Source organism: Citrobacter sp. XT1-2-2, from assembly GCF_023516235.1.
In the GTDB taxonomy this organism is placed as follows: domain Bacteria; phylum Pseudomonadota; class Gammaproteobacteria; order Enterobacterales; family Enterobacteriaceae; genus Citrobacter; species Citrobacter werkmanii.
Genome location: NZ_CP097324.1, coordinates 4,846,267 through 4,871,346 on the forward strand (window position 1 = coordinate 4,846,267; position 25,080 = coordinate 4,871,346).

Annotated in this window: 30 protein-coding genes; 18 read left to right on the top strand and 12 right to left on the bottom strand. The window is 53.9% G+C overall.

From position 1 onward, the window contains the following. Positions 1 to 53: 53 nt before the first annotated feature. On the bottom strand, positions 54 to 902 hold the full coding sequence (gene rhaS, locus M4I31_RS23065; RefSeq protein ID WP_038635932.1) for an HTH-type transcriptional activator RhaS: 849 nt from the start codon (positions 900 to 902) through the stop codon (positions 54 to 56). A gap of 300 nt (positions 903 to 1,202) precedes the next feature. On the opposite strand from rhaS, the gene rhaB reads away from it, so the two are divergent. From rhaB to rhaM, 5 genes are all read left to right on the top strand, one after another. Continuing rightward, positions 1,203 to 2,672 (top strand): rhamnulokinase, encoded by a 1,470-nt coding sequence (gene rhaB / locus M4I31_RS23070; RefSeq protein WP_085049717.1) that lies wholly within the window; start codon positions 1,203 to 1,205, stop codon positions 2,670 to 2,672. Beyond that, on the top strand, positions 2,669 to 3,928 hold the full coding sequence (gene rhaA / locus M4I31_RS23075; RefSeq protein ID WP_042313455.1) for an L-rhamnose isomerase: 1,260 nt from the start codon (positions 2,669 to 2,671) through the stop codon (positions 3,926 to 3,928). Before rhaB ends, rhaA begins: the two co-directional genes overlap by 4 nt. A gap of 143 nt (positions 3,929 to 4,071) precedes the next feature. Beyond that, positions 4,072 to 4,896, top strand: a complete 825-nt coding sequence (gene rhaD / locus M4I31_RS23080; protein WP_085049716.1) for a rhamnulose-1-phosphate aldolase — start codon at positions 4,072 to 4,074, stop codon at positions 4,894 to 4,896. Positions 4,897 to 4,907: 11 nt separating this feature from the next. Continuing rightward, the gene (fucO, locus tag M4I31_RS23085) at positions 4,908 to 6,056 is read left to right on the top strand and encodes a lactaldehyde reductase (protein WP_038635920.1); all 1,149 of its coding nucleotides are present in this window, start codon (positions 4,908 to 4,910) and stop codon (positions 6,054 to 6,056) included. Then, the gene (gene rhaM, locus M4I31_RS23090) at positions 6,053 to 6,367 is read left to right on the top strand and encodes an L-rhamnose mutarotase (RefSeq protein ID WP_085049715.1); all 315 of its coding nucleotides are present in this window, start codon (positions 6,053 to 6,055) and stop codon (positions 6,365 to 6,367) included. Before fucO ends, rhaM begins: the two co-directional genes overlap by 4 nt. A gap of 46 nt (positions 6,368 to 6,413) precedes the next feature. On the opposite strand, the gene M4I31_RS23095 is transcribed toward rhaM, so the two are convergent. Further along, entirely contained in the window at positions 6,414 to 6,962 is a 549-nt protein-coding gene (locus M4I31_RS23095) for a helix-turn-helix domain-containing protein (protein ID WP_003825255.1), read from the bottom strand. A gap of 101 nt (positions 6,963 to 7,063) precedes the next feature. On the opposite strand from M4I31_RS23095, the gene M4I31_RS23100 reads away from it, so the two are divergent. Both M4I31_RS23100 and M4I31_RS23105 read left to right on the top strand, forming a co-directional pair. Then, complete coding sequence (locus M4I31_RS23100) at positions 7,064 to 7,723, top strand: AzlC family ABC transporter permease (RefSeq protein ID WP_038635911.1); 660 nt, start codon at positions 7,064 to 7,066, stop codon at positions 7,721 to 7,723. Beyond that, positions 7,723 to 8,046 carry an AzlD domain-containing protein gene (locus tag M4I31_RS23105; RefSeq protein ID WP_038635909.1) on the top strand — a complete coding sequence of 108 codons (324 nt, stop codon included), beginning with the start codon at positions 7,723 to 7,725 and terminating at the stop codon, positions 8,044 to 8,046. Before M4I31_RS23100 ends, M4I31_RS23105 begins: the two co-directional genes overlap by 1 nt. A 42-nt stretch (positions 8,047 to 8,088) precedes the next feature. On the opposite strand, the gene M4I31_RS23110 is transcribed toward M4I31_RS23105, so the two are convergent. Next, entirely contained in the window at positions 8,089 to 8,301 is a 213-nt protein-coding gene (locus tag M4I31_RS23110; RefSeq protein ID WP_038635907.1) for a DUF1471 domain-containing protein, read from the bottom strand. A 129-nt stretch (positions 8,302 to 8,430) separates the two neighbouring features. Between M4I31_RS23110 and M4I31_RS23115 the strand changes: the two genes are divergently transcribed. Both M4I31_RS23115 and M4I31_RS23120 read left to right on the top strand, forming a co-directional pair. Continuing rightward, positions 8,431 to 8,952, top strand: coding sequence for a Crp/Fnr family transcriptional regulator (locus M4I31_RS23115; protein ID WP_085049714.1), 522 nt, complete (start codon positions 8,431 to 8,433; stop codon positions 8,950 to 8,952). Positions 8,953 to 9,010: 58 nt separating this feature from the next. Continuing rightward, positions 9,011 to 9,517 (top strand): YgjV family protein, encoded by a 507-nt coding sequence (locus M4I31_RS23120; protein WP_085049713.1) that lies wholly within the window; start codon positions 9,011 to 9,013, stop codon positions 9,515 to 9,517. Here M4I31_RS23120 and fdhD read toward each other — a convergent pair. After that, positions 9,484 to 10,320 carry a formate dehydrogenase accessory sulfurtransferase FdhD gene (gene fdhD, locus M4I31_RS23125; RefSeq protein WP_085049712.1) on the bottom strand — a complete coding sequence of 279 codons (837 nt, stop codon included), beginning with the start codon at positions 10,318 to 10,320 and terminating at the stop codon, positions 9,484 to 9,486. The genes M4I31_RS23120 and fdhD overlap by 34 nt on opposite strands. A 194-nt stretch (positions 10,321 to 10,514) precedes the next feature. Here fdhD and fdnG point away from each other — a divergent pair, with 194 nt between their 5' ends. Genes fdnG through fdhE form a run of 4 tightly spaced genes read left to right on the top strand, consistent with a single transcriptional unit; the run spans position 10,515 to position 16,038 of the window. Continuing rightward, positions 10,515 to 13,565 carry a formate dehydrogenase-N subunit alpha gene (fdnG, locus tag M4I31_RS23130; protein ID WP_137350704.1) on the top strand — a complete coding sequence of 1,017 codons (3,051 nt, stop codon included), beginning with the start codon at positions 10,515 to 10,517 and terminating at the stop codon, positions 13,563 to 13,565. 12 nt (positions 13,566 to 13,577) lie between these two features. Next, positions 13,578 to 14,480 carry a formate dehydrogenase O subunit beta gene (fdoH, locus tag M4I31_RS23135; RefSeq protein ID WP_003028691.1) on the top strand — a complete coding sequence of 301 codons (903 nt, stop codon included), beginning with the start codon at positions 13,578 to 13,580 and terminating at the stop codon, positions 14,478 to 14,480. Next, positions 14,477 to 15,112: a formate dehydrogenase cytochrome b556 subunit gene (gene fdoI, locus M4I31_RS23140; RefSeq protein WP_038635897.1), complete on the top strand. Its 636-nt coding sequence runs from the start codon at positions 14,477 to 14,479 to the stop codon at positions 15,110 to 15,112. The genes fdoH and fdoI overlap by 4 nt, the downstream gene beginning before the upstream one ends. Further along, positions 15,109 to 16,038 carry a formate dehydrogenase accessory protein FdhE gene (gene fdhE / locus M4I31_RS23145; protein WP_006686145.1) on the top strand — a complete coding sequence of 310 codons (930 nt, stop codon included), beginning with the start codon at positions 15,109 to 15,111 and terminating at the stop codon, positions 16,036 to 16,038. Before fdoI ends, fdhE begins: the two co-directional genes overlap by 4 nt. Positions 16,039 to 16,074: 36 nt before the next feature. Here the strand turns inward: fdhE and M4I31_RS23150 are convergent, their stop codons facing one another. Together M4I31_RS23150 and M4I31_RS23155 are read right to left on the bottom strand one after the other, a co-directional pair. Next, positions 16,075 to 16,449 carry a type II toxin-antitoxin system VapC family toxin gene (locus tag M4I31_RS23150; RefSeq protein WP_085049711.1) on the bottom strand — a complete coding sequence of 125 codons (375 nt, stop codon included), beginning with the start codon at positions 16,447 to 16,449 and terminating at the stop codon, positions 16,075 to 16,077. Beyond that, positions 16,449 to 16,691: a CopG family transcriptional regulator gene (locus M4I31_RS23155; protein ID WP_001523745.1), complete on the bottom strand. Its 243-nt coding sequence runs from the start codon at positions 16,689 to 16,691 to the stop codon at positions 16,449 to 16,451. Before M4I31_RS23155 ends, M4I31_RS23150 begins: the two co-directional genes overlap by 1 nt. A 203-nt stretch (positions 16,692 to 16,894) precedes the next feature. On the opposite strand from M4I31_RS23155, the gene M4I31_RS23160 reads away from it, so the two are divergent. The 3 genes from M4I31_RS23160 (at position 16,895) to M4I31_RS23170 (ending at position 18,390) form a co-directional block, all read left to right on the top strand. Next, entirely contained in the window at positions 16,895 to 17,803 is a 909-nt protein-coding gene (locus M4I31_RS23160; protein WP_085049710.1) for an alpha/beta hydrolase, read from the top strand. Between the two features lie 64 nt (positions 17,804 to 17,867). Beyond that, positions 17,868 to 18,110 (top strand): type II toxin-antitoxin system ParD family antitoxin, encoded by a 243-nt coding sequence (locus M4I31_RS23165; RefSeq protein ID WP_069324888.1) that lies wholly within the window; start codon positions 17,868 to 17,870, stop codon positions 18,108 to 18,110. Then, complete coding sequence (locus M4I31_RS23170) at positions 18,103 to 18,390, top strand: type II toxin-antitoxin system RelE/ParE family toxin (protein WP_085049709.1); 288 nt, start codon at positions 18,103 to 18,105, stop codon at positions 18,388 to 18,390. The genes M4I31_RS23165 and M4I31_RS23170 overlap by 8 nt, the downstream gene beginning before the upstream one ends. Before the next feature lie 5 nt (positions 18,391 to 18,395). On the opposite strand, the gene fabY is transcribed toward M4I31_RS23170, so the two are convergent. The 6 genes from fabY to M4I31_RS23200 form a co-directional block, all read right to left on the bottom strand. Next, the gene (gene fabY / locus M4I31_RS23175) at positions 18,396 to 19,337 is read right to left on the bottom strand and encodes a fatty acid biosynthesis protein FabY (protein ID WP_032940213.1); all 942 of its coding nucleotides are present in this window, start codon (positions 19,335 to 19,337) and stop codon (positions 18,396 to 18,398) included. A 44-nt stretch (positions 19,338 to 19,381) separates the two neighbouring features. Further along, a complete protein-coding gene (dtd, locus tag M4I31_RS23180; protein WP_003825289.1) occupies positions 19,382 to 19,819 on the bottom strand; it encodes a D-aminoacyl-tRNA deacylase in 438 nt (145 codons plus the stop codon). Continuing rightward, positions 19,816 to 20,688, bottom strand: coding sequence for a virulence factor BrkB family protein (locus M4I31_RS23185; RefSeq protein WP_085049708.1), 873 nt, complete (start codon positions 20,686 to 20,688; stop codon positions 19,816 to 19,818). Before M4I31_RS23185 ends, dtd begins: the two co-directional genes overlap by 4 nt. Continuing rightward, the gene (yihX, locus tag M4I31_RS23190; RefSeq protein WP_069324890.1) at positions 20,682 to 21,281 is read right to left on the bottom strand and encodes a glucose-1-phosphatase; all 600 of its coding nucleotides are present in this window, start codon (positions 21,279 to 21,281) and stop codon (positions 20,682 to 20,684) included. The genes M4I31_RS23185 and yihX overlap by 7 nt, the downstream gene beginning before the upstream one ends. A gap of 105 nt (positions 21,282 to 21,386) precedes the next feature. Beyond that, positions 21,387 to 22,190 (bottom strand): DeoR/GlpR family DNA-binding transcription regulator, encoded by an 804-nt coding sequence (locus tag M4I31_RS23195; protein WP_038635877.1) that lies wholly within the window; start codon positions 22,188 to 22,190, stop codon positions 21,387 to 21,389. Positions 22,191 to 22,223: 33 nt separating this feature from the next. Beyond that, positions 22,224 to 23,120 carry a sugar kinase gene (locus M4I31_RS23200; protein WP_069324891.1) on the bottom strand — a complete coding sequence of 299 codons (897 nt, stop codon included), beginning with the start codon at positions 23,118 to 23,120 and terminating at the stop codon, positions 22,224 to 22,226. 166 nt (positions 23,121 to 23,286) lie between these two features. Here M4I31_RS23200 and yihU point away from each other — a divergent pair, with 166 nt between their 5' ends. After that, positions 23,287 to 24,183 carry a sulfolactaldehyde 3-reductase gene (gene yihU / locus M4I31_RS23205; RefSeq protein WP_085049707.1) on the top strand — a complete coding sequence of 299 codons (897 nt, stop codon included), beginning with the start codon at positions 23,287 to 23,289 and terminating at the stop codon, positions 24,181 to 24,183. Between the two features lie 10 nt (positions 24,184 to 24,193). Then, complete coding sequence (gene yihT, locus M4I31_RS23210) at positions 24,194 to 25,069, top strand: sulfofructosephosphate aldolase (RefSeq protein ID WP_038635868.1); 876 nt, start codon at positions 24,194 to 24,196, stop codon at positions 25,067 to 25,069. The last annotated feature ends 11 nt before the right edge of the window (positions 25,070 to 25,080 follow it).

Sequence of the window (25,080 nt, forward strand, 5' to 3'; positions counted from 1 at the left end):
AAGGAACATGATTATCTGAGATTCGGCGGTAAAAAACGTTGATAGCTTTCGCGTTACTGCAGGCTGCTTCCCGCAATGAGATCGCGCCCCTGACGAATATCGCGTGGCGACCAATTAAACTCCCGGCGAAAAAGCGTCGAAAAGTGATTACTGTCGCCGAAACCGCAGAGATACGCGATATCCGTCACGCTGTCCTCACTATGACGAAGCAGATGTCTCGCTTTAATAAGCCTCAGGCGATTAAGGTAGCGCTGGGGCGTCAATCCCGTTTGTTGTTTAAGCTGGCGATGCAGTGTGCGCAAAGAGAGCGAAAACTTTTCGGCCAGCGCCTCCCAACACACCTCGTCAGCAAAGTTATCTTCCAGCCACGCCATCAGAAGGTTAAGCCGCGCGTCGTTATCGGTTGCCGCTGCCATCAGGCTGCTTTTACGCAACACGACCAGTAGCTGCATAAACAGAATTTCACGATTTGCCGCCGTCGGCGTATCCATTCCTTCACCGAGCGCTTCCATTTGCCCCACCAACTGTCGGACCTGCTGTAGTACCCCCTGGTTTACCCGCCAATGGGATGGGTACTGCCCATTCTGTTCCTGAGGTAAAAGCTGATTCAGCCCGGCTAAAAATTGAAACGCATCCGGGGAGCGATACAGGACATTGGTCAGACACAAATTGTCAGTATGTTCATATAAATGCCGGTCATGATCGCGGACGAAACACACCGTACCACCGCTGATGGCATACGGTTGCCCGTTGAACACGTGGATCCCCGTACCATGCTCGACCACCACAATTTCATGAAAATCATGATGATGTTCAGGAAACGCGGGTTGAGGAAGCCGCGGTTCAATAGCCACTGGCGCTTTACCTGTCGGAAAAAAGTCTACGCAATGCAGTACAGTCATGACGGCTCCCCCTGTTTAGCGAATATGGCTGAATAGTAATTAAGGGTTACTACCCTCACCTTAAATTTTTGACGCCAAAGTGCGTAAACACGGTCAATTCTTCAAGATACGGCGGGAAAGATCGGGAATTGCGGAAGGCGTCACATCTGCCCGAATCCGCCCCATGAGTAGAAACTGTGAACATCATCACGTTCACCTTTGCCATGTTGCCAGCCGCTAATTGTGCCTGTCACTGTTAAGAAGGTACGTCTTATCGGGGGTTCTTAGACTGAGTGCAATAAAACTCAGAAGGACCTCGCTATGACTTTTCGCCATTGTGTCGCTGTCGATCTCGGCGCATCCAGCGGGCGCGTAATGCTGGCGCGTTACGACAGTGAACACCGCACCCTGACGCTGCGTGAAATCCACCGCTTCGTTAACTGCCTACAAAAAACGGACGGTTTTGACACCTGGGACATCGACAGCCTGGAAAACGACATTCGTCTGGGTCTGAAGAAAGTCTGCGATGAAGGCATTCTGATAGACAGCATCGGTATTGATACCTGGGGGGTGGATTACGTGCTGGTCGATAACGCCGGTCAGCGCGTCGGTCTGCCGATCTCTTACCGTGATAATCGCACGACAGGCATTATGTCGCAGGCGATGGTGCAACCGGGTAAAAACGAGATTTACCGGCGTAGCGGTATTCAATTTCTCCCCTTTAACACCCTGTATCAGTTGCGCGCGCTGGTTGAACAGCAACCAGAATTGCTCCCGCAGGTGGCGCATGCCCTGCTGATCCCCGACTACTTCAGTTTTCGCCTGACCGGTGAAATGAACTGGGAATACACCAATGCCACCACCACCCAGTTAGTCAATATCAATACCGACGACTGGGATGACACGCTGCTGGCGTGGACCGGGGCAGACAAAGCCTGGTTTGGTCGCCCGACGCATCCGGGGAACGTCATTGGCCACTGGATTTGCCCGCAGAAAAATCAAATTCCGGTCGTGGCGGTTGCCAGTCACGACACGGCCAGCGCGGTCATTGCTTCGCCGCTCGCCGATAAAAACAGCGCGTATCTCTCTTCCGGCACCTGGTCGCTGATGGGGTTTGAGAGCAGAACGCCGTATACCAACGATGCGGCGTTGACGGCGAATATTACCAACGAAGGCGGCGCGGAAGGGCGCTACCGGGTACTGAAAAATATTATGGGGCTGTGGCTGCTCCAGCGCGTATTAAAAGAGCGTCAGATCGACGACCTGCCAACGCTTATCGCCGAAACGCAAGCGCTGCCGGCTTGCCAGTTCCTGATAAACCCGAACGACGATCGCTTTATCAACCCCGACGATATGAGTGCGGAAATTCAGGCGGCCTGTCGTGAATCGGGCCAACCTGTTCCTCTGCAAAACGCCGAACTGGCGCGCTGTATCTTCGACAGCCTGGCGCTGCTGTATGCCGACATTCTGCAAGAGCTGGCGGACCTGCGTGGCGCAGCGTTTAGCCAATTGCACATTGTTGGTGGCGGTTGCCAGAACGCGTTACTGAATCAGCTGTGCGCGGATGCCTGCGGTATTCGCGTTATGTCCGGGCCGATTGAGGCCTCCACGCTCGGCAACATCGGCATCCAGTTGATGACGCTGGACGAGCTTAACAACGTCGATGATTTCCGTCAGGTAGTGCGTGCCAACTACGACCTGACCACCTTCATTCCCAATCCGGAAAGTGAAATTGCCCACTACCAGGCGCAGTTTCAATCACTACGACAGATAAAGGAGCTTTGCGCATGACCACTCAACTTGAACAAGCCTGGGAACTGGCAAAACTGCGTTTCGCCGCGGTAGGTATTGATGTCGAGGCGGCCTTACGCCAGCTCGATCGTCTGCCGGTCTCCATGCACTGCTGGCAGGGCGATGACGTCGCCGGTTTCGAAAACCCGGAAGGCTCGCTCACTGGCGGAATTCAGGCTACCGGCAATTATCCCGGTAAAGCGCGCAACGCGACCGAACTGCGTGCCGATCTGGAGCAGGCGCTGAGCCTGATACCGGGTCCAAAACGCCTGAATCTGCATGCGATCTATCTGGAATCCGATACGCCGGTTGCCCGCGACCAAATCAAACCGGAACACTTCAAAAACTGGGTTGAGTGGGCGAAAGCAAACCAGCTAGGGCTGGATTTCAACCCGTCCTGCTTTTCTCATCCGCTGAGCGCCGACGGCTTCACGCTGGCCCATGCCGATGACCACATTCGCCAGTTCTGGATTGACCACTGCAAAGCCAGCCGTCGCGTTTCGGCGTATTTTGGTGAACAGTTGGGTACGCCGTCGGTAATGAACATCTGGATCCCGGACGGTATGAAAGATATCACCGTTGACCGTTTAGCGCCGCGCCAGCGCCTGCTGGAAGCACTGGACGAAGTGATCAGCGAGAAACTCGACCCGGCGCACCATATTGACGCCGTTGAGAGCAAGCTGTTTGGCATCGGCGCCGAAAGCTACACCGTCGGCTCCAACGAGTTCTATATGGGCTACGCCACCAGCCGCCAGACCGCGCTGTGCCTGGATGCGGGACACTTCCATCCGACTGAAGTGATTTCCGACAAAATCTCCGCCGCCATGCTGTATGTACCGCGCCTGCTGCTGCATGTCAGTCGTCCGGTGCGCTGGGACAGCGATCACGTGGTGCTGCTGGATGATGAAACTCAGGCTATTGCCAGCGAAATCGTCCGCCACAACCTGTTTGATCGCGTACACATCGGTCTCGACTTCTTCGACGCTTCCATTAACCGCATCGCGGCATGGGTTATCGGCACCCGCAATATGAAAAAAGCCCTGCTGCGCGCGCTGTTAGAACCAACCGAGCAACTGCGTCAGCTCGAAGCCAGCGGCGACTACACCGCACGTCTGGCCCTGCTGGAAGAACAAAAATCACTGCCGTGGCAGGCCGTCTGGGAAATGTATTGTCAGCGCCACGACACGCCAGCGGGCAGCCAGTGGCTGGATAGCGTTCGCGCCTATGAAAAAGAGATCCTAAGCAAACGTAGCTAATAGCGACACCTGATCTGTAAGCCGGATAAGACGCCCCGCGTCGCCATCCGGCAATAAATAAAACACGATTGCCGGATGGCGCTGCGCTTATCCGGCCTACGTAAGACCCGATAACCTTCGGGCAATAAATGGGAGCACCGAACATGCAGAACATTACTCATTCCTGGTTTGTCCAGGGGATGATCAAAGCCACATCCGATGCGTGGCTGAAAGGCTGGGATGAACGTAACGGCGGCAACCTGACGCTGCGCCTGGATGAAGCAGACATCACGCCATTTAGCGGCGATTTCCACGAAAATCCGCGCTATATCGCGCTGAGTCAACCCATGCCATTGCTGGCGAATACGCCATTTATCGTCACCGGCTCGGGTAAATTTTTCCGTAACGTTCAGCTCGATCCGGCGGCAAATTTAGGCGTAGTGAAAGTGGACAGCGACGGTGCGGGCTATCACATCCTTTGGGGCCTGACCCACGAAGCGGTGCCAACCTCCGAATTGCCAGCCCACTTCCTCTCTCACTGCGAACGCATTAAAGCGACGAACGGCAAAGATCGCGTGATCATGCACTGCCACGCCACCAACCTGATCGCCCTGACCTATGTGCTGGAAAACAACACCGCGCTGATCACCCGCAAACTGTGGGAAGGCAGCACCGAGTGCCTGGTGGTGTTCCCGGATGGCGTCGGCATTTTGCCGTGGATGGTGCCGGGTACGGATGAAATCGGCCAGGCGACCGCGCAGGAAATGCAGAAGCATTCGCTTGTTCTGTGGCCGTTTCATGGTGTGTTCGGCAGCGGCCCCTCCCTCGATGAAGCATTCGGTTTGATCGATACCGCTGAGAAATCCGCTGAGGTTTTAGTCAAAATCTATTCGATGGGCGGTATGAAGCAGACCATCACGCGTGAAGAACTGGTCGCACTCGGCAAACGTTTTGGCGTGACTCCGCTGGCAAGCGCACTAGCATTATAAGGAGAATAGTAATGAGCTTTATGTTGGCACTACCCAAAATTAGCCTGCATGGCGCTGGAGCGATTGCCGATATGGTGAACCTCGTGGCGAATAAGCAATGGGGCAAAGCGCTGATCGTTACCGATGGTCAATTGGTGAAACTGGGCCTGCTGGATAGCCTGTTTAGCGCGCTGGATGAACATCAAATGTCTTACCACCTGTTTGATGAGGTGTTCCCAAACCCGACAGAAGAGCTGGTGCAGAAAGGTTTTGCGACGTATCAGAGCGCAGAATGTGACTACATTATCGCCTTTGGCGGCGGCAGTCCGATCGATACCGCTAAAGCGGTGAAAATCCTGACCGCCAACCCAGGCCCTTCTACCGCATACTCCGGCGTGGGCAAAGTGAAAAATGCCGGCGTTCCGCTGGTCGCCATCAATACTACCGCCGGTACAGCTGCAGAAATGACCAGCAATGCGGTGATTATCGACTCTGCTCGCAAGGTTAAAGAGGTGATCATCGACCCGAACATCATCCCGGATATCGCCGTGGATGATGCCAGCGTGATGCTGGAAATCCCGGCTTCCGTTACCGCCGCAACCGGCATGGACGCCCTGACTCACGCGGTGGAAGCCTATGTTTCCGTCGGCGCGCACCCACTCACTGACGCCAATGCGCTGGAGGCCATTCGCCTGATTAATCTGTGGCTACCGAAAGCGGTCGATGATGGCCACAACCTCGAAGCCCGTGAGCAAATGGCATTTGGTCAGTATCTGGCGGGTATGGCATTTAACAGCGCCGGTCTTGGTCTGGTGCATGCGCTGGCGCACCAGCCGGGCGCAACCCACAACCTGCCGCACGGCGTCTGCAACGCCATCCTGCTGCCGATAATCGAAAATTTTAACCGACCGAACGCCGAGGCTCGCTTTGCCCGCGTGGCGCAGGCGATGGGCGTCGATACCCGCGGCATGAGCGATAAAGCGGCAAGCATGGAAGCCATCAACGCCATTCGCGCCCTGAGCAAGCGGGTAGGTATTCCAGCCGGTTTCAGCCAGCTTGGCGTGACCAAAGAGGATATTGAAGGCTGGTTAGATAAAGCGTTGGCCGATCCATGCGCGCCGTGTAACCCGCGCATCGCCAGCCGCGATGAAGTCCGCGAGCTGTATCTGGAGGCGTTATGATCCGCAAAGCGTTTGTGATGCAGGTAAACGCCGACGCGCACGTGGAGTACCAACGTCGGCACAATCCCATCTGGCCAGAACTGGAATCAGTACTGAAAGAACACGGCGCCCATCACTACACGATTTATCTTGATCAGGAGCGTAATCTGCTGTTCGCCACCGTTGAGATTGAGTCCGAGGAGCGCTGGAATGCCGTTGCCAGCACCGACGTTTGCCAGCGTTGGTGGAAACATATGCGCGACGTGATGCCAGCCAACCCGGACAACAGCCCGGTCAGCACAGAGCTAAAAGAAGTGTTTTATCTGCAATAATCTTGTAGGCCGGATGCGCCGCATCCGGCACAACGCAACATAGCAGTTAGTTCTGCTCAGAAACCAGAATCGCCTGAGTATCCGGCTCCAACGCTTTAAAGATATGCGCCCGATCGGCGGGGTAACAAATGTAGTCGCCCTCACCTAACTCTTCCGGCGCTTCCGTCAATCCCACCATCGCCTTACCTTGCGTCACGATAATATGTTCAACCGATCCCGGTGGATGCGGCTGTGAAATACGATCCGCGCCCGGCTGCGTCAGCAGCAAATAGATATCCCGCCGCGCTCCCGGTGGGCAGGCGGCCAGTAAAATGGCCTGGTAGTGGGCCTGTTCCGCCACCACTTTTGTCCCTTCGCCGCGGCGAATCACCTGCGTTTTTTGCTCCTGCGGCTCCAGTAGGCGCGCAAAAGGGATATCCAACGCCACACACAGCGACCACAGCGTTTCCAGGCTAGGGTTGCCATTTCCTGCTTCCAACTGTGAGAGCGTCGATTTTGCAATCCCCGCGCGGCGGGCAATCTCTGCCAGTGACAAACCGGTGCGCTGACGTTCACGCACCAGGCTTTTCGCGATCATACTGATGGGCTGGGTCATTCACGACTCCATGTTTTTTATATCGAACAAATCGTTCGACTTGTAAAGCTAAAGGGTTGCGTTCATTATAATGGAAATTCGTTCGATATGGCTAAAATGGTATGAAACATTATTTTTCCTGTCTCAAAGGCGACACGCTGAAAGCAATATTTCTCGTCTGTCTGGCCGTCGGCGTTGTCGGCATGTCATATGGCTCGCTGGCGATGGCTTACGGTTTCCCGCTGTGGGTACCGTTTGTGCTTTCTATTACGGTACTGGCCGGCGCGTCCGAGTTTATGTTTATCGGCATCGTCGCCAGCGGCGGTAACCCCCTGGCGGCTGCGGCTGCCGGTTTACTGGTGAACGCCCGGCACGTGCCGTTTGGCGTCACGGTGCGTGACCTGGTGGGCTCCCGGGCCGCCAGTTTCCTCGGCTGCCATATCATGAACGACGAAAGCGTAGTGTTCGGCCTGTCGCAAAAAACGCCGGAACAGCGTAAAGCCGCCTACTGGCTATGCGGCCTGGGCGTCGCCATTTTCTGGCCAATTGGCACGCTGATTGGCGCAGGTGTCGGCAAACTGCTCCCGGCCCCGGAAACCATCGGTCTGGATGCCGTTTTCCCGGCTATTTTGCTGGCGTTAGTGGTTCCGGCCTTTAAAAATCGGACCACGCTGATCCGCGCCTGTAGCGGTGCCGCGCTGTCGCTCGCATCTATACCTTTCGCGCCGGTGGGCCTGCCGGTACTGCTCTCACTGTTTGGTTTACTGACGAGGAAAAAATAATGGGCAACATGACGCTGTTTATCGTTGGTATCGCCATATTATCTCTGGGAACGTATTTAATGCGTTTAGGCGGAGCAAAACTGGGGAGTCGTTTAGCGTTCTCGGAACGCTCGCAGGCCCTGCTTTCTGATGCCGCAACGGTATTGCTGTTTTCCGTCGCGCTGGCAACCACCTTTTATGAAGGTGAACACTTTGCTGGAATGGCGCGTGTTCTTGGGGTTGGCTTCGCGGTCTTTCTCGCATGGCGCAAAATGCCGCTGATCGTGGTGATCGTTGCCGCCGCTGTGGTGACCGCGCTGTTGAGGATGGCGGGGATAAACTAAAAAAGCGCCTCAAAGGCGCTCTTTCTACAGTACTGAGGTATCTTATTTCAGCAGTTCAGCGGTCATGTGCACGCGGTTACCGGTGTAAGCCTGGGTGATTTTATAATCGCTGGCGCCTGCACGTTCAGCCTGAGCGGCAATGCTTGCTTCAGCACTTTCCAGCGTAGAACCCGTTGCGGTAACAGTCTGAGCAGCGAATGAACCGAAAGAAGTAGCCAGAGCGATAACTGCGACAAAAGTTTTGATGCTTTTCATGATATAAACCCTTTAACTTAGTTGTTTGAGTAAGGCACCGTGCCTTGATGTGATAAATAATAGCCATCTCATCACACAACTTAAAGCGGAAGGATTTGCCTGTCTTATTCAAATTATTTGAGTGATAAAATGTCAATTGAACACACGCAAACATTATTGCCAGGCCATCGAAAAAAGCGACAACCTGCGGGTGCCTGGTTGCATCGCCAGGGTGAGCCTCAAAACAAGATATACTTTTTACATCAAGGCGTTGCTCGCGCGGTTTACCACTCTCCACATGGCTCAGAACGGGTTAAAGAGTTCTACTTTGCCGGGGAGTACTGCTTTCTGTACCTGAACTGGCTGACCAAAACGCCTGCTGATTACAGTCTGCAAATGATTACCGCAGGAGAAACCAGTGAAATTTCTTTGGCTTTGCTGGATGCGCCGGAAAATCAGGATATTAAGACCCAGCTACTGATTCAGCAATTGATCTACAAAGAGAAAAAAGAGCAAATGCTGCTGCTCAATACCCCAGAGCAGCGCTACCGGTATGTACAAACACACTTCCCGGACTGGGAGTCGCAGCTCACTCAGCGCGATCTCGCCAACTATATCGGTATTAATCCCGTTAGCCTGTCTCGTATTCGCCAGCGTCTTAACAAAAGCTAACGCCTTATGTGAATGCGTCGAGTATTGTCCCGCCACTCTGCAACGGTTGGCGCACATTATGAACGCATTTCTTCTCTCTCAGATTCTGGCCGGTATCAGCTTCTTGCTGGATATTTCCGCTTTTCATTTTCAACGCCGGGCCATCACCTTATCTCTGCTCACCACCTCCACTTCCCTGCTCGCTATCCATTTCTCCCTTTTGGATCAAGATGCTGCGGCTGGGTTAATGGTCATCGCCGCATGCCGCTACGCGACGGCCATCGTCACGTTTCACCGCTGGGCTATGTGGGGTTTTATGCTGGGGTCGCTGCTGTGTAGCGTTTATCTTTGGCAAAACCTGTCGAGCATTTTGCCGCTGATGGGAAGCCTGCTGATGACCTTTGCGTCGTTTCAAAAACGCAGTGGGAAACTACGCGGATACACATTGTGCGGCAGTCTGTGTTGGCTACTGAACAATGTGATTGTCGGCTCGCCCGTTGCCGTAATAATGGAACTGGCATTTTCAGGCAGTATCCTGGCCGCCTGGTGGCGTCACTTCGCGATCAGACGCTCCGGATGCGTATAGATCGTCGCCCTGCCCGGTTTACAAAAACCCACCAGCGTCAGGTTACAGCGTTCGGCAACTTCCACCGCGAGCGTTGTCGCCGCAGAAACGGCAAACAAAATCTCCACGCCGCACATTGCCGACTTCTGCACCATTTCGTAGCTGGCGCGGCTGGAAACTAATACCGCGCCCTGTTGCCAGGTTTCCCCTTCGAGCGCCCGGCGCCCCAGCAGTTTATCCAGCGCGACATGACGCCCAACGTCTTCATGTCCACCTGCCAGATGACCTGAAAGCTGTACCCATGCCGCCGCGTGCGTACAGCCGGTCAGTTGCCCCACGGGCTGGTAATCATGGAGATGCCTTAAGGCGTTATCGAGGAGCGCCAGATCAAATGTCTGGGTAAATGCCAGAGGCTGGACCGGTTTGCCGATGTCATTGAGCTGTTCCACGCCGCAAACGCCACAACCGGTGCGACCAGCCAGTGCGCGACGACGCTCCTTCAACCCCATAAAACGGCGGCTGGATAGCTCAATCTGAACTTCTAATCCGTTGCAGGAAGGAACCACGTCCATCCCGTAAATATCTTGCGGGGACTCAATAATGCCTTCAGAAAGTGAAAAACCCATCGCGAAATGCTCAAGATCTTTCGGTGACGCCATCATCACCACATGTGAAATTCCGTTATAGACCAGCGCAACAGGCACTTCTTCAGCGACTTCATCAGGCTGAGGATGTTGCAAATCCTCGCGCTTCCAGAGCGTCAATTGGCGCGATCCTGTCGGAGATGTCACATTCTTAATGTTTTCTTGAATAATCTTATTCACTTTCTTTTAACCATATTGGAACACGCATACCAACATTGTGGTATTCTTTACAAATCCCTCCTGGACGGAGGGAAATTCACCCAATTCTGGACCTTTGCGGTCCCGTCCGCAAAGAAAAATAACAACCACTTCCCACGCGTTGGCATGGCAGAAATGCGAAGGGAACGTGACAATGTCGAAACAAGGAGCAAACCATGCAGGTCAGCAGAAGGCAGTTCTTTAAGATCTGCGCTGGCGGTATGGCAGGCACCACGGCAGCGGCACTGGGCTTTGCACCCGGTGTAGCGCTCGCGGAAACACGGCAATATAAACTGCTGCGTACCCGCGAAACCCGTAACACCTGCACCTACTGTTCCGTTGGCTGTGGGCTGTTAATGTACAGCCTCGGTGACGGAGCAAAAAACGCCAAAGCATCCATCTTCCATATTGAAGGGGACCCGGATCATCCGGTGAACCGCGGCGCGCTGTGCCCGAAAGGCGCAGGTCTTGTGGACTTCATCCACTCTGAAAGCCGTTTGAAATTCCCGGAATACCGCGCACCAGGCTCAGATAAGTGGCAGCAAATTAGCTGGGATGAAGCATTCGACCGCATCGCTAAGCTGATGAAAGAAGACCGCGACGCTAACTACGTTGCACAAAACGCCGAAGGCGTAACCGTTAACCGCTGGCTTTCTACCGGGATGCTGTGTGCATCCGCTTCCAGTAACGAAACCGGCTATTTGACGCAAAAATTCTCCCGCGCGCTGGGTATGCTCGCGGTCGACAACCAGGCGCGTGTCTGACACGGACCAACGGTAGCAAGTCTTGCTCCAACATTTGGTCGCGGTGCGATGACCAACCACTGGGTCGACATTAAAAACGCCAACCTCGTTGTGGTGATGGGCGGTAACGCCGCTGAAGCTCACCCGGTCGGGTTCCGCTGGGCGATGGAAGCGAAAATTCACAACGGCGCCAAGCTGATTGTCATTGACCCTCGCTTTACGCGCACCGCAGCGGTGGCTGATTTCTATGCCCCCATTCGTTCCGGTACTGACATTGCCTTCCTGTCAGGCGTCATGCTGTACCTGCTGAATAACGAAAAATTCAACCGCGAATATACCGAGGCCTATACCAACGCCAGCCTGATCGTGCGTGAGGATTATGGCTTCGAAGATGGCCTGTTTACCGGCTACGACGCGGACAAACGCAAGTATGACAAAACCAGTTGGAACTATGAGCTGGATGAAAACGGCTTCGCCAAACGCGATGTGACTCTGCAACATCCGCGCTGTGTATGGAACCTGCTCAAACAGCACGTCTCCCGCTATACGCCGGAGGTCGTAGAGAATATCTGCGGTACGCCGAAGGCCGATTTCCTGAAGGTCTGTGAATACATTGCAGAAACCAGCGCCAAAGACAAAACCGCATCGTTCCTGTACGCGCTGGGCTGGACGCAACACTCCGTGGGTGCGCAAAACATCCGTACGATGGCGATGATCCAGTTGCTCCTCGGCAATATGGGCATGGCCGGCGGCGGCGTTAACGCCCTGCGTGGTCACTCCAACATTCAGGGACTGACCGATCTTGGTCTGCTGTCACAGAGTCTGCCGGGTTATCTGACGCTGCCAAGCGAAAAACAGACCGACCTGCAAACCTACCTTGCCGCCAACACGCCAAAACCGCTGCTGGAAGGCCAGGTAAACTATTGGGGCAATTACCCGAAATTCTTCGTTTCGATGATGAAAGCCTTCTTTGGCGATAAAGCGACAGCGGAAAACAGCTGGGGCTTCGACTGGCTGCCGAAGTGGGATAAAGGGTACGACGTCCTGCAGTACTTCGAGATGATGAACCAGGGCAAAGTGAATGGCTATATCTGCCAGGGCTTTAACCCGGTCGCCTCATTCCCGAACAAAAACAAGGTCGTGGCTTCACTGTCCAAACTGAAGTATCTGATCACTATCGACCCGCTCAACACGGAAACCTCCACCTTCTGGCAGAACCATGGTGAGTCGAACGATGTTGATCCGTCGAAAATCCAGACCGAAGTATTCCGTCTGCCGTCCACCTGCTTTGCCGAAGAGAACGGTTCGATCGTCAACTCTGGTCGCTGGCTGCAGTGGCACTGGAAAGGCGCGGATGCCCCAGGGATTGCCGCAACCGATGGCGAAATCCTCGCCGGTATCTTCCTGCGTCTGCGCAAGATGTATGCCGAACAAGGTGGCGCGAACCCGGAACAGGTGCTGAGCATGACCTGGAACTACTCCACACCGCATGAACCGGCTTCGGAAGAAGTGGCGATGGAGAGCAACGGGAAAGCGCTGGCTGATATTATCGACCCGGCAACCGGCGCGGTAATCGTCAAGAAAGGCCAACAGCTCAGCTCGTTCGCCCAACTGCGCGATGACGGCACGACCTCCAGCGGCTGCTGGATTTTTGCCGGTAGCTGGACGCCGGAAGGTAATATGATGGCGCGACGCGATAACGCTGACCCGTCGGGCCTTGGCAATACGCTGGGTTGGGCCTGGGCATGGCCGCTTAACCGCCGCATTCTTTATAACCGTGCTTCCGCAGACCCGCAGGGGAATCCGTGGGATCCAAAACGTCAGATCCTGAAATGGGATGGCGCGAAATGGAGCGGGATGGATATTCCAGACTATAGCGCCGCCGCACCGGGTACTGACGTTGGGCCGTTCATCATGCAGCCGGAAGGGATGGGACGCCTGTTTGCTATTGATAAGATGGCGGAAGGACCATTCCCGGAACACTACGAGCCGTTTGAAACGCCGCTCGGCACTAACCCGCTGCACCCGAACGTTATCTCTAACCCTGCCGCGCGTATCTTTAAGGGTGACGCGGAAGCGCTGGGTAAAGCGGATAAGTTCCCGTATGTCGGTACAACCTATCGTCTGACCGAGCACTTCCACTACTGGACCAAGCATGCGTTGCTAAACGCCATCGCCCAGCCGGAGCAGTTTGTGGAAATTGGCGAGAAGCTGGCGAATAAGCTCGGCATCTCCCATGGCGATACCGTTAAAGTTTCCTCTAACCGCGGCTACATCAAGGCCAAAGCAGTGGTGACCAAACGTATTCGTACGCTACAGGCCAACGGTAAGGATATCGATACCATCGGTATTCCGATTCACTGGGGCTACGAAGGTGTGGCGAAAAAAGGCTTTATCGCTAACACGTTAACGCCATTCGTCGGTGATGCGAACACGCAGACGCCGGAATTTAAGTCCTTCCTCGTGAACGTGGAAAAGGTGTAACGGAGACGACCTATGGCTTATCAATCGCAAGACATCATTCGTCGATCCGCCACTAACGGTTTCACCCCCGCGCCTCAGGCGCGGGATCACCAGGAAGAGGTGGCGAAACTTATCGACGTCACGACCTGTATCGGCTGTAAAGCCTGTCAGGTTGCGTGTTCCGAGTGGAACGACATCCGTGATGAAGTGGGCAACAACGTTGGGGTGTACGATAACCCGGCTGATTTGACCGCCAAATCCTGGACGGTGATGCGCTTCTCGGAAGTGGAACAGAACGACAAACTTGAGTGGCTGATCCGCAAGGATGGCTGTATGCACTGCGCCGATCCAGGCTGCCTGAAGGCATGCCCGGCTGAAGGCGCAATCATTCAGTATGCCAACGGCATCGTCGACTTCCAGTCCGAGCAGTGCATCGGCTGCGGCTACTGCATTGCTGGCTGTCCGTTCGATGTGCCGCGCCTCAACCCGGAAGACAACCGCGTCTACAAATGTACGCTGTGCGTCGACCGTGTGGTGGTCGGGCAAGAACCGGCCTGCGTGAAAACTTGCCCAACCGGGGCGATTCATTTCGGCACCAAAGAGTCGATGAAAACGCTGGCCGGTGAGCGCGTGGCGGAACTGAAAACGCGTGGCTACGAAAACGCGGGCCTGTACGATCCGGCAGGCGTTGGCGGTACGCATGTGATGTACGTATTGCACCATGCCGACAAGCCGAATCTGTACCACGGTCTGCCGGAGAACCCGGAAATCAGCGCCACCGTGAAGTTCTGGAAAGGCATCTGGAAACCGTTGGCAGCGGTCGGCTTCGCAGCGACGTTTGCGGCCAGTATCTTCCACTACGTCGGTGTGGGTCCAAACCGTGCGGAAGAGGAAGAAGACAATCTGCATGAAGAGAAAGACGAGGTGCGCAAATGAAACGACGTGACACCATCGTGCGCTACACGGCGCCGGAACGCATCAACCACTGGGTAACCGCCTTCTGCTTTATTCTGGCGGCAGTGAGCGGGATGGGTTTTCTCTTCCCGTCTTTTAACTGGCTGATGCACATCATGGGCACGCCGCAACTGGCGCGAATTGTGCACCCGTTTGTCGGCGTGATCATGTTTGCCTCGTTTATCATCATGTTTTTCCGTTACTGGCACCACAATCTAATCAATCGGGATGATATCTTTTGGGCGAAGAATATTCGTAAGATTGTCGTCAACGAGGAAGTAGGTGACACGGGACGTTATAACTTCGGCCAGAAATGCGTATTCTGGGCGGCGATTATCTTCCTGGTGCTGTTACTGGTGAGCGGAGTGATCATCTGGCGTCCGTATTTTGCGCCTGCTTTCTCAATCCCGGTGATCCGATTCGCGTTAATGCTGCATTCATTTGCCGCAGTAGCGTTAATTGTGGTTATCATGGTGCACATTTACGCCGCCCTTTGGGTGAAAGGCACCATTACCGCGATGGTGGAGGGATGGGTTACTAAATCGTGGGCGAAGAAACATCATCCGCGCTGGTACCGTGAAGTCCGCCAGAAACAGGAAAAATCATCTGAATGAGTATTCGCATAATCCCGCAAGATGAGCTGGGTTCGAGCGAGAAACGCACGGCGGATATGATTCCGCCGTTATTGTTCCCCAGACTCAAAAATTTGTATAACCGCCGTGCTGAACGTCTGCGCGAGCTGGCCGAAAACAACCCGCTGGGCGATTATCTGCGCTTTGCCGCGCTGATCGCCCACGCACAAGAAGTGGTGCTGTACGATCATCCGCTGCAGATGGATCTGACCGCTCGTATCAAAGAAGCGAACGATCAGGGCAAGCCGCCGCTGGATATCCACGTCCTGCCACGCGACAAACATTGGCAAAAACTGCTGCAATCGCTAATTGCTGAGCTGAAGCCGGAGATGAGCGGCCCTGCACTGGCCGTAATCGAGAATCTGGAAAAAGCCTCTGAGCAGGAACTGGAGCTGATGGCCAGCGCGCTGTTTGCCTCAGATTTTGCCTCCGTCAGCAGCGACAAAGCCCCGTTTATTTGGGCTGCACTGTCGCTCTACTGGGCACAGATGGCAAGCCTGATCCCCGGCAAAGCGCGCGCTGAGTACGGCGAACAACGCCAGTTCTGTCCGGTATGCGGTTCGATGCCGGTCTCCAGCGTGGTGCAAATCGGCACAACGCAGGGACTACGTTATTTGCACTGCAACCTGTGCGAAACCGAATGGCACGTGGTGCGCGTGAAGTGCAGCAACTGTGAACAGAGCCGCGATTTGAACTACTGGTCGCTGGATAACGAGCAGGCGGCAATTAAAGCGGAAAGCTGCGGCGACTGCGGGACTTACCTGAAGATTCTCTACCAGGAAAAAGACCCGAAAGTCGAGGCCGTGGCCGACGACCTCGCGTCACTTATGCTGGACGCCCACATGGAGCAAGAAGGCTTTGCCCGCAGCTCCATCAACCCGTTCCTGTTCCCGGGTGAAGGGGAATAAAACCCCAGTACTGCCGGGCGACGCTGGTCGCCCGGACTATAACGTATACGGCGTTACCACGCCGGATATGCTTGCAAAATCTTTGGTATTACGCGTAACCAGTGTCAGATGATGAATCTGCGCAGTAGCCAGGATAATGGCATCCGGCAATTTCATCCCGTATTCTTGCCTGATATTCACGCTTCGCTCAGCAATATCCTGTGAAACACCAATAATGTTAAAAGCGCCTAGCGCAATGCGAGTACGGGCCTCCTGATGGTATTTTTTTGCGCCTACCATCACCTCCATCCATGTAATGAGACTGATTGCGTTCTGTGGCGGCCATGTTTCTATCGCCAGTTTTGCTTCACTTCGCCCGCTAAACAGGTCGATGAGGATATTGGTATCAAAAAGCGCAGCCCCTTTGACCATTACCATTCCTCACGAAGTTTACGTTGGTATTCAACACCATCTTCCTCACAGCCTTGCCAGAGCCCCAATGCTTTCGAAATTGTGGTTTCAGCCCGATCCTGTCTTTCCAGATACTGCTCAACGGCCTCCCGCAAGAGTTCTGCACGAGGTAGGTTGCGTTGCACCTTGAGATCGTCAAGCCGTTTAATCACGTCGTCTGATAAATCGAGTAAAATTCTGCCCATATCCATCCCAGCCATCATACTCACATATACCTCCAGTATATCATTCGCGCTTATTTTTCAAACAACATACACCTGAGACTGACGAGAAAATAGTTATTACGCGAACGATTTCTATTTTTGCGAGCCGCTTTCCAGAATCGTACGCAGCCCACTTTTCCCATTTCCATTCGTACCAAACCAGGCTATAACACTGTATATCCATACAGATAAAGGGAATAAAAATGACACTGGAAAGCGGGATTGCGCAGTTAGTGGAGGAATTTATCGCGGTGGGGCGCCCCTCTTCTCGCGAGCAGAATATTGATGACCGGAGAGCAGGCTACATCGCCAGTACGATGCTGGCAGGGGAAACAGAAACCCGCGTCCAGGTTGAAGATATTGAACTCGATGCCATGACGTTTCGCGTGGTTTCGCCACGGGACACCATGGGAAAGCTACCCTGTGTTATCTATTATCACGGCGGCTGCTTTGTCAGCGGTGGTTTTGCTACTCACGATAACCAGCTAAGGCAGTTAGCTTTTTACAGCGGCTGTCGCGTAATTGCGGTGCAGTACCGTCTTGCGCCAGAACACACCTTCCCGGCAGCACATAACGATGCCGAAGCCGGAGCCAATACTATCTGGAAATATGCCCATAAACTGGGGATAGACCGCGCAAACATTACGCTTGCCGGTGACAGCGCGGGCGGGCATCTGGCGCTGGTCACCGCGCTACGCCTGAAAGCCGCCCGTCAATGGCAACCTGCACAGCTGATGCTGATCTATCCCATGCTGGACGCCACCGCCAGATTTGAGAGCTACGCCCGTAACGGGCAGGATTACATTATCACGCGTGACACGCTGCTTTCAGGCTACGAGATGTATATGCCGCGAACCGATCCACTGCATCCTGAAGCCAGTCCGCTCTGGCGTGAAGACTTCACCGGTCTGCCACCCACGCACATCATTACTGCCGAATTCGACCCACTGCGCGATGAAGGCGAGGTCCTGTATCAACGGTTCCAGGAACAGGGTGTGGAATGCACTTGCCAGCGCTATCTCGGTGTCATTCATGGCTTTTTCCAGCTCGCAGGTGTGAGCCAGGCGGCACGAAGCGCCATGCGAGATGTGGCCTGGCGGCTTGGTCAGTAAGTTTGTTCATATTTTCGTCCACGGGTGCTATCTTGTGTGAATAGATAACACAGAGGACAAACCTATGCCCAGAACTACCAGCATTACAATTGGCGAGCATCTCGATCGTTTTGTTAACGAAATGATTGAAAGTGGGCGCTATGGTTCCACCAGCGAAGTTGTCCGTTCGGCATTACGTTTACTGGAGGAACAAGAATTGCGAAATAGCGCATTACGCGACGCGCTGGAGGATGGGATACACAGCGGCACAAGCGACCTGACTCTACAGGAGGTCGCGCAAAGGAAAAAGCGCAGCCTGAATGTATAAACTCTCTAATCAGGCAGTCGAAGACTTTGAATCTATCTATGAATACACCTGGAGAAAATTCGGTTATCAACAGGCAGATAAATACACTACTGAGATGGAACAGCTTTTTTTACTGTTAGAGAAAAACGCTTTGATGGGGCGCAACCGTTCTGAGATTAAGGAAGGTACCCGTCAATACAATCATCGACAACATGCGATTTTTTATCAAAATGCGGATTATGGCATTCTCATAATCCGCATTTTACATCAGCAAATGAATCCAATATTACATTTCAGCTAGAGGAGCTACTCTTCCTCATTCCCGCCCTCTTCATACGCGCCAAACGGTTTCGCGGGTAGCACAATATACGTGCCTTCAAACACGACGCCTGGCGAGTCATCGCCAAATACCTCGACCTGCATCTTCACGCGCGCCTTACGCCCTCTCGCCAGACGGTCGAGATCGCCACTCAGCGAGCCCAGGTCGGCGATGGCGGTAGGCTTCCCGGTGATCGGCCTGCTGTAGCGGATATGTGCATCGGCAAGGATAATGGTTCCCCCCAGATGACGTTCGCGCAGCATCAGCCAGATCAGCCCCCACCCCGTTAACGTGGCCAGAGAAAACAGGCTCCCGGCAAACAGAGTATGGTGCGGATTCTGATTCCCCGTCTCGGGCATCGTCGTAATAAATTTCTGCCCGGTATACTGTTGAATACGCACGCCCATTTTCTCACTCAAGGGAATATGTTCGTACCAGGCTTGCTGTAACTGTCCGCACCAGTCGCCGCGATGGAGAATATCGTCCAGTGTAGCGATGGGCTTAATCATCAAAAAGTGGCGCACCGGCGTGGTTTGCGGTGTGGTGATCTCTCCCTGGCTCACAAACCCCAGTTTGGCGAAAAATTCGACCGCATCTTCACGGGCGCTACAGGTTACGCGCTTTACCCCTTCCTGACGCGCTACAGATTCCAGGGTCATCGCCATCAGCGTACCCAGTCCTTTCTCCTGCACGGAAGGGTCAACGGCCATAAAGCGTATAGAGGCTTCGTTATCCGCATTGATATACAGACGTCCTACCGCGACCAGATTCCCCTCTTCGTCCACCACCATCTGGTGATGCGCCATTGCGTCCCAGGCATCCCGTTCGGAGCCTTTTGGCTGGTGTAACGGTTTACGCAGCATCTCCCAGCGAAACTGGTAGTAACGCTCCAACTCTTCTTCTGTTTGCGGTACTCGAAGGTGATACATAGCTGTACTCTCTCTTGTTGCCCGCGGCCACACCGGTAGCTGGTTCATACTTGTAACCAGAACGTCACGGGGCCATCATTAACCAGCGAAACCTGCATATCCGCAGCGAATCGACCGGTTTGCGTATTCATTTCCTGTTGGCGGCAACGCTCAACAAAGTACTCATACAGTGCTTCTGCCCGATCGGGCGCGGCGCCTTTTGAAAAGCCCGGGCGCATACCGCGCTCAGTATCTGCCGCCAACGTAAATTGCGAGACCACCAGCACGCTGCCGCCTGACTGCTGCACATTCAGGTTCATTTTGCCTTCGGCATCGCTAAAGATTCGATAACCGAGTACGCGTTCGCACAGGCGGTTCGCTTTTTGTTCGTCATCATCCCTTTCGACACCTAACAGGACCAAAAGTCCTGGGCCAATTTCACCCGTCACCTCGCCCTCCACGGTGACGCTGGCACGGGTTACGCGCTGAATTAATGCAATCATGGTTGCTCTGCTTCTTCTTGTTCTGCGGCTTGTTTAAGTTTGCGGTATTCCCCGAGAGTGACAGTTATTTCCGCGCCTAGCAAGACGATACACCACGTCCAGTACACCCAGACAAATAAAATGGGGATCACCGCAAGGACACCGTAAATGAGCTGATAAGACGGGAACATCGTGATGTAGAGCGCAAATCCTTTCTTTCCGGCCTCGAACAATACGGCGGCTACAAAGGCGCCAATAACCGCATCCCGGTTAGCGACGCGCGTGGTCGGCACGATGCTATAAAGCAGCCAGAATGAAAGCCAGGAAAGCACCAGCGGGAAAATACGCAGAATGTTATCAATCACCGTGTTGAGATCGCTGGCCCAGCGCAATGACAACAGATAAGAGCTGATCGCCAGGCTGGCCCCCGCCAGTAGAGGTCCCAGCGTTAAAATCATCCAGTAAACGGCAAAAGAGTAAACTTTGGGCCGAGTACGCTTACTACGCCAGATAGTATTCAGCGCGTTATCAATGGAATACATCAGTAATAACGCCGTCACAATCAGCCCACATGCCCCGACGGCGGTCATTTTGTTCGAGTTGGCGACAAACTGTTCGATATAACGTTGGATGACGTCTCCCGTCGCCGGGATAAAGTTCGCAAAAATAAAATGGCGTAACTGAATACTGACGTCGGAAAACATCGGAAATGCGGCGAAAAGCGCAAAAACGACGGCAATAAGCGGTACTAATGAAAGCAATGAAACGTAGGCAAGATTTCCTGCCAACGTCGTCATATTGTCCTCATCAATGCGCTGCCATAGCAGCTTCAGCCAGGCTCGTACGGGCCGCGTATGATGCCTGGCTTGTTGCTGAACATTTTTTAGCATAACAACTTCGCGAAATAGTCTGGAATGGTCGCTTTATCGATGACCTGGATACTGGTAATACCTAACCGGTTTGCCCCTTCAATATTATCGGCGTTATCGTCAAAAAAGACCGTATCGTGCGCAGAAAAACCTTCAGCCTGCAGGACATGCTGGTAAATCCGCGCTTCCGGTTTACGCATGCCCAGATCCTGGGAAAGATAAATATGGTCAGCAGCCTGACGGATCTCGGGGTATTCATCCGGCCAAAACGTTGTGTGCAGACGGTTGGTATTCGACAAGACGACTACCCGATGCCCCTGCTCACGCAGTTTGTGCATGATATCGATAACCTCTGGGCGTAACGCGACAAAAACCGCCTGCCAGCCGTGGGAAAATTGCTCGTAGCTTAGCGGCAGCGCCATCTCGTGGCATAGTGCCTCAGCAAACGCTTCATCGGTTATTTCACCTCGCTCATGCTGGTGAAAAGCCTCGCCCATACTGAAACTTTGCTTTAGCGAAGCTAGCGGTACACGGCTCAGATCGCTCCATGTGCCTAACACGCGATTGAAGTCGATATCGACAATCACATTACCCAAATCAAAGATATAGAGCATGCCCTTCTCCTTATTCGCCGTGGATGAATAACTGTAGCGGGAAAGGAGAAGTTTGACTATGCGCGAATGATGGCTGCGAATTTATCGAGCCACCATTGGAGAGAATTACCCGACCTGAGCATCATCCTGTGACGGACTCACCTGCACAATTTCCACCTGCTGAGACTGGAGTAAATTATGCAATGCGGGACCAGGGTATTCATCGGTAAACAACGCGGTCACCTGAGACACATTGCCAATCTCTACCGCGGCAGAAGCCGTGTATTTCGTATGATCCGCAGCCAGCAGAATATGCCTTGAATGGGCCATCATCGTTTTCACGACGCTGGCCTCGTTGACATCAAACTCCAGCAGCGCACCATCGCTTTCGATCGCTCCCACGCTGGTTACCAGGTAATCAGCGCGAAAATCAGCGACAAATGCCGTGGCGGAAGGACCGATAATGCCACTGTTATGCGGGCGTAACGTTCCACCTGGCACCATAACTTCAAAACGTGGATTGTTATACAGAATGTGTGCCACCCGCAGACTGTTGGTGATAATGCGCAAATGATTATGGTTTAACAGCGCCCGCGCCACCTGCTCAACGGTGGTGCCAATAGTAATAAACACCGTTGACCCATCAGGAATGTAGTCGGCCACCGCTTCGGCGATGGCCTTTTTCTCTTCCGTCCACGAGACTTCACGCTGCTCGAACGCCGTATTCACCACGCTGGAGGCTCTGCCCGCGCCACCATGATGACGCGTAATTAATCCCTGCTCGCTGAGTTTACGAATATCTCGACGCACGGTCTGCGTGGACACATCCAGCAGGCTGGCCAGCTCATCAATATTCATATAACCGCGCTCGCTAATCAGCATCAGTAGCTGATCGTGTCGCGGATTACCGGTCAGTTCGGTAAGACTCATGAAATTTCCTCGAAAAACCATTGCCCAGGCATTTTATACAAAAAGTGACAGAAAAGATCGGGTTTGATCACAGTCAGGGATTCCGGCTCGTCCTCCCGGGCGCGTGCATTTAAGCGCCGCAACACCACTGGCGAACCTGACAGCGTCTTCCGGAGTATTTCCGTTGGCCAGACTGAATGCGAGCGCACCGTGAAAAACATCTCCGGCCCCGGTGGTGTCAACAACGTCAACGGTAAAACCTGATTGATGCTGCAATGTATTATTTTCTATCCAGTCGCAACCGTCACTGCCCCTTGTCACATAGACATGTCCATTTGTGAGCGTTTTTGCTTTTTTCAGTCCTACCAGTGGATCGTTTATCCCGGTCATACGCGCCAGACCTGGTTCAGAGAACGCGGCATGATCGCTTAACGTCACCAGCTCACGGATATCCTGCGGCGTTACATCGCCATCCAGTACCGTCATGACTCCCGCCCGGCGTGCCAGCGTGAACGCCTGTTTAGTCCCCTCGTGCCAGCGAACATCCGCCAACACCACATCCCACTGGGAAAAATCGATCTCATTGAGCCAGTCAGCGTCATGCAGTAAATCTGGGCTGGGATAGTTAACGATAATTCGTTCCCCTTGTGCATCAACCAGAATTGCCGATTGGGAGGATTGCGCCCCCACGTAGCGTCGGGTGTAGCGGGTATTCACCCCCAGGGATTCCAGCTCCGCCAGCAGGCTATTTCCGGTGTCATCGTCGCCCACACGGCCAATAAAATCCACCTGCGCCCCCAGTTTCGCTGCAGCCACAGCGGCCGTTGCCGCAGGCCCGCCGCCCACTTCCGTATAACGCTTCGCCACATATTTCCCCCCTTCAGTCGGTAACCCCTCTACGTAATAGATGCGATCCATTACGGCAATCCCTACACAAGCAATACGAATCATGGTCATTCCTTAGGCGTTTCAAGATGGGATCATTTTAATTTCACAAAATGTTTAAAAAGTGACGGCTGTCAATTTTTTGACCATAAATTACAAATACGATCAAAAACAGACAAAAATAAACGACCTTAAATGACAAAAAATGACATCCACGTCTCAGGAGAACGTTATGGCAGTTATAGCATTTATCGGATTAGGTCAGATGGGTTCCCCCATGGCGAGCAACTTGCTGAAGCAGGGCCATCAACTCAGCGTCTTTGACGTTAACCCGGATGCCGTTCAGCGCCTGGTGGAAAAAGGTGCACAGCCTGCCAGCAGCCCGGCTCAGGCAGCAAAAGGGGCGGAATTTGTCATCACTATGCTCCCCAACGGCGATCTGGTACGCAGCGTACTGTTCGGCGAACAGGGCATCTGCGAAAGCCTCTCCCCGCAGGCGTTGGTGATTGATATGTCCACCATTCACCCGCTGCAAACCGACAAACTGATTACCGATATGCGTGCCAAAGGCTTTGACATGATGGATTGCCCGGTTGGACGCACCTCCGATCACGCCATCGCGGGAACGCTGCTGCTGCTGGCGGGCGGAACACCAGAACAGGTGGAACGCGCCACACCGGTGCTGATGGCGATGGGGAATGAGCTGATCAACGCAGGGGGGCCCGGCATGGGGATCCGCGTGAAGCTCATCAACAATTACATGAGTATCGCGCTGAACGCCCTCTCAGCCGAAGCAGCCGTGTTGTGCGAAGCGCTCGGTCTCTCCTTCGATGTGGCTCTGAAGGTAATGAGCGGCACCCCTGCCGGAAAAGGTCATTTCACTACCTCCTGGCCGAACAAAGTGCTGAAAGGCGATCTTTCTCCCGCCTTCATGATCGATTTAGCTCACAAAGATCTTGGCATCGCGCTGGATGTCGCAAACCTTCTGCATGTGCCGATGCCGCTCGGCGCCGCCTCCCGCGAAGTCTATAACCAGGCACGCGCCGCTGGCCGTGGACGGGAAGACTGGACCGCAATTCTTGAACAGGTTCGCGCATCCGCCGGGCTAAATAAACACACAGATAAGTAAGGACTGAACAATGACGAAGTACACCCTGAAAGATATCACCCGCGCTTCCGGCGGTTTTGCCATGCTGGCGGTCGATCAGCGCGAAGCCATGCGCTTAATGTTTGCCGCAGCGGGTGCAAAATCCCCGATCAATGACAGCGTGCTGACCGACTTTAAAGTCAATGCGGCGAAGATCCTTTCTCCCTATGCATCCGCCATTCTGGTCGATCAGCAGTTCTGCTACCGCCAGGTCGTAGAGCAAAACGCGGTCGCCAAAAGCTGCGCCATGATTGTTGCCGCTGATGACTTTATTCCGGGTAATGGCATTCCGGTCGATAGCGTGGTGATTGATAAAAAAATTAATCCACAGGCCGTGAAGCAAGATGGCGCCAAGGCTCTCAAACTGCTGGTGCTGTGGCGTAGTGATGAAGATGCCCAGCAGCGTCTGGATATGGTCAAAGAATTCAATGAGCTATGCCATTCCAATGGTCTTCTGAGCATCATTGAGCCGGTTGTTCGTCCACCGCGTCGTGGCGATAAGTTCGATCGCGAACAGGCCATTATCGATGCCGCGAAAGAGCTGGGCGATAGCGGTGCCGATCTCTACAAAGTCGAGATGCCGCTGTACGGCAAAGGGACCCAACAGGAATTGCTCAGCGCCTCTCAGCGTCTGCATGAAAACATCAACATGCCGTGGGTCATCCTCTCCTCTGGTGTGGATGAAAAACTGTTCCCACGCGCGGTCAGTGTGGCGATGACCGCTGGCGCATCCGGCTTCCTGGCCGGGCGTGCTGTCTGGTCATCAGTTATTGGCCTGCCGGACACCGAACTGATGCTGCGCGACGTTTCCGCACCTAAGTTGCAGCGTCTGGGCGATATCGTCGACGAAATGATGGCCCGCCGTTAATCGAGGATCAA

What these genes read in the sequence shown, in the direction of transcription:
- rhaA (WP_042313455.1), top strand. Translation starts at nt 2,669, where the DNA reads ATGACCACTCAACTTGAACAAGCCTGGGAACTGGCAAAACTGCGTTTC.
- fucO (WP_038635920.1), top strand. Translation starts at nt 4,908, where the DNA reads ATGAGCTTTATGTTGGCACTACCCAAAATTAGCCTGCATGGCGCTGGA.
- M4I31_RS23110 (WP_038635907.1), bottom strand. Translation starts at nt 8,301, where the DNA reads ATGAAAAGCATCAAAACTTTTGTCGCAGTTATCGCTCTGGCTACTTCT.
- fdhE (WP_006686145.1), top strand. Translation starts at nt 15,109, where the DNA reads ATGAGTATTCGCATAATCCCGCAAGATGAGCTGGGTTCGAGCGAGAAA.
- fdoH (WP_003028691.1), top strand. Translation starts at nt 13,578, where the DNA reads ATGGCTTATCAATCGCAAGACATCATTCGTCGATCCGCCACTAACGGT.
- M4I31_RS23160 (WP_085049710.1), top strand. Translation starts at nt 16,895, where the DNA reads ATGACACTGGAAAGCGGGATTGCGCAGTTAGTGGAGGAATTTATCGCG.
- fdoI (WP_038635897.1), top strand. Translation starts at nt 14,477, where the DNA reads ATGAAACGACGTGACACCATCGTGCGCTACACGGCGCCGGAACGCATC.
- M4I31_RS23120 (WP_085049713.1), top strand. Translation starts at nt 9,011, where the DNA reads ATGAACGCATTTCTTCTCTCTCAGATTCTGGCCGGTATCAGCTTCTTG.
- rhaD (WP_085049716.1), top strand. Translation starts at nt 4,072, where the DNA reads ATGCAGAACATTACTCATTCCTGGTTTGTCCAGGGGATGATCAAAGCC.
- M4I31_RS23115 (WP_085049714.1), top strand. Translation starts at nt 8,431, where the DNA reads ATGTCAATTGAACACACGCAAACATTATTGCCAGGCCATCGAAAAAAG.
- M4I31_RS23105 (WP_038635909.1), top strand. Translation starts at nt 7,723, where the DNA reads ATGGGCAACATGACGCTGTTTATCGTTGGTATCGCCATATTATCTCTG.
- fabY (WP_032940213.1), bottom strand. Translation starts at nt 19,337, where the DNA reads ATGTATCACCTTCGAGTACCGCAAACAGAAGAAGAGTTGGAGCGTTAC.
- M4I31_RS23100 (WP_038635911.1), top strand. Translation starts at nt 7,064, where the DNA reads ATGAAACATTATTTTTCCTGTCTCAAAGGCGACACGCTGAAAGCAATA.
- M4I31_RS23155 (WP_001523745.1), bottom strand. Translation starts at nt 16,691, where the DNA reads ATGATGGCTGGGATGGATATGGGCAGAATTTTACTCGATTTATCAGAC.
- rhaS (WP_038635932.1), bottom strand. Translation starts at nt 902, where the DNA reads ATGACTGTACTGCATTGCGTAGACTTTTTTCCGACAGGTAAAGCGCCA.
- M4I31_RS23185 (WP_085049708.1), bottom strand. Translation starts at nt 20,688, where the DNA reads ATGCTAAAAAATGTTCAGCAACAAGCCAGGCATCATACGCGGCCCGTA.
- M4I31_RS23170 (WP_085049709.1), top strand. Translation starts at nt 18,103, where the DNA reads ATGTATAAACTCTCTAATCAGGCAGTCGAAGACTTTGAATCTATCTAT.
- M4I31_RS23200 (WP_069324891.1), bottom strand. Translation starts at nt 23,120, where the DNA reads ATGATTCGTATTGCTTGTGTAGGGATTGCCGTAATGGATCGCATCTAT.
- yihU (WP_085049707.1), top strand. Translation starts at nt 23,287, where the DNA reads ATGGCAGTTATAGCATTTATCGGATTAGGTCAGATGGGTTCCCCCATG.
- yihT (WP_038635868.1), top strand. Translation starts at nt 24,194, where the DNA reads ATGACGAAGTACACCCTGAAAGATATCACCCGCGCTTCCGGCGGTTTT.
- M4I31_RS23150 (WP_085049711.1), bottom strand. Translation starts at nt 16,449, where the DNA reads ATGGTCAAAGGGGCTGCGCTTTTTGATACCAATATCCTCATCGACCTG.
- M4I31_RS23165 (WP_069324888.1), top strand. Translation starts at nt 17,868, where the DNA reads ATGCCCAGAACTACCAGCATTACAATTGGCGAGCATCTCGATCGTTTT.
- rhaM (WP_085049715.1), top strand. Translation starts at nt 6,053, where the DNA reads ATGATCCGCAAAGCGTTTGTGATGCAGGTAAACGCCGACGCGCACGTG.
- yihX (WP_069324890.1), bottom strand. Translation starts at nt 21,281, where the DNA reads ATGCTCTATATCTTTGATTTGGGTAATGTGATTGTCGATATCGACTTC.
- M4I31_RS23095 (WP_003825255.1), bottom strand. Translation starts at nt 6,962, where the DNA reads ATGACCCAGCCCATCAGTATGATCGCGAAAAGCCTGGTGCGTGAACGT.
- M4I31_RS23195 (WP_038635877.1), bottom strand. Translation starts at nt 22,190, where the DNA reads ATGAGTCTTACCGAACTGACCGGTAATCCGCGACACGATCAGCTACTG.
- dtd (WP_003825289.1), bottom strand. Translation starts at nt 19,819, where the DNA reads ATGATTGCATTAATTCAGCGCGTAACCCGTGCCAGCGTCACCGTGGAG.
- rhaB (WP_085049717.1), top strand. Translation starts at nt 1,203, where the DNA reads ATGACTTTTCGCCATTGTGTCGCTGTCGATCTCGGCGCATCCAGCGGG.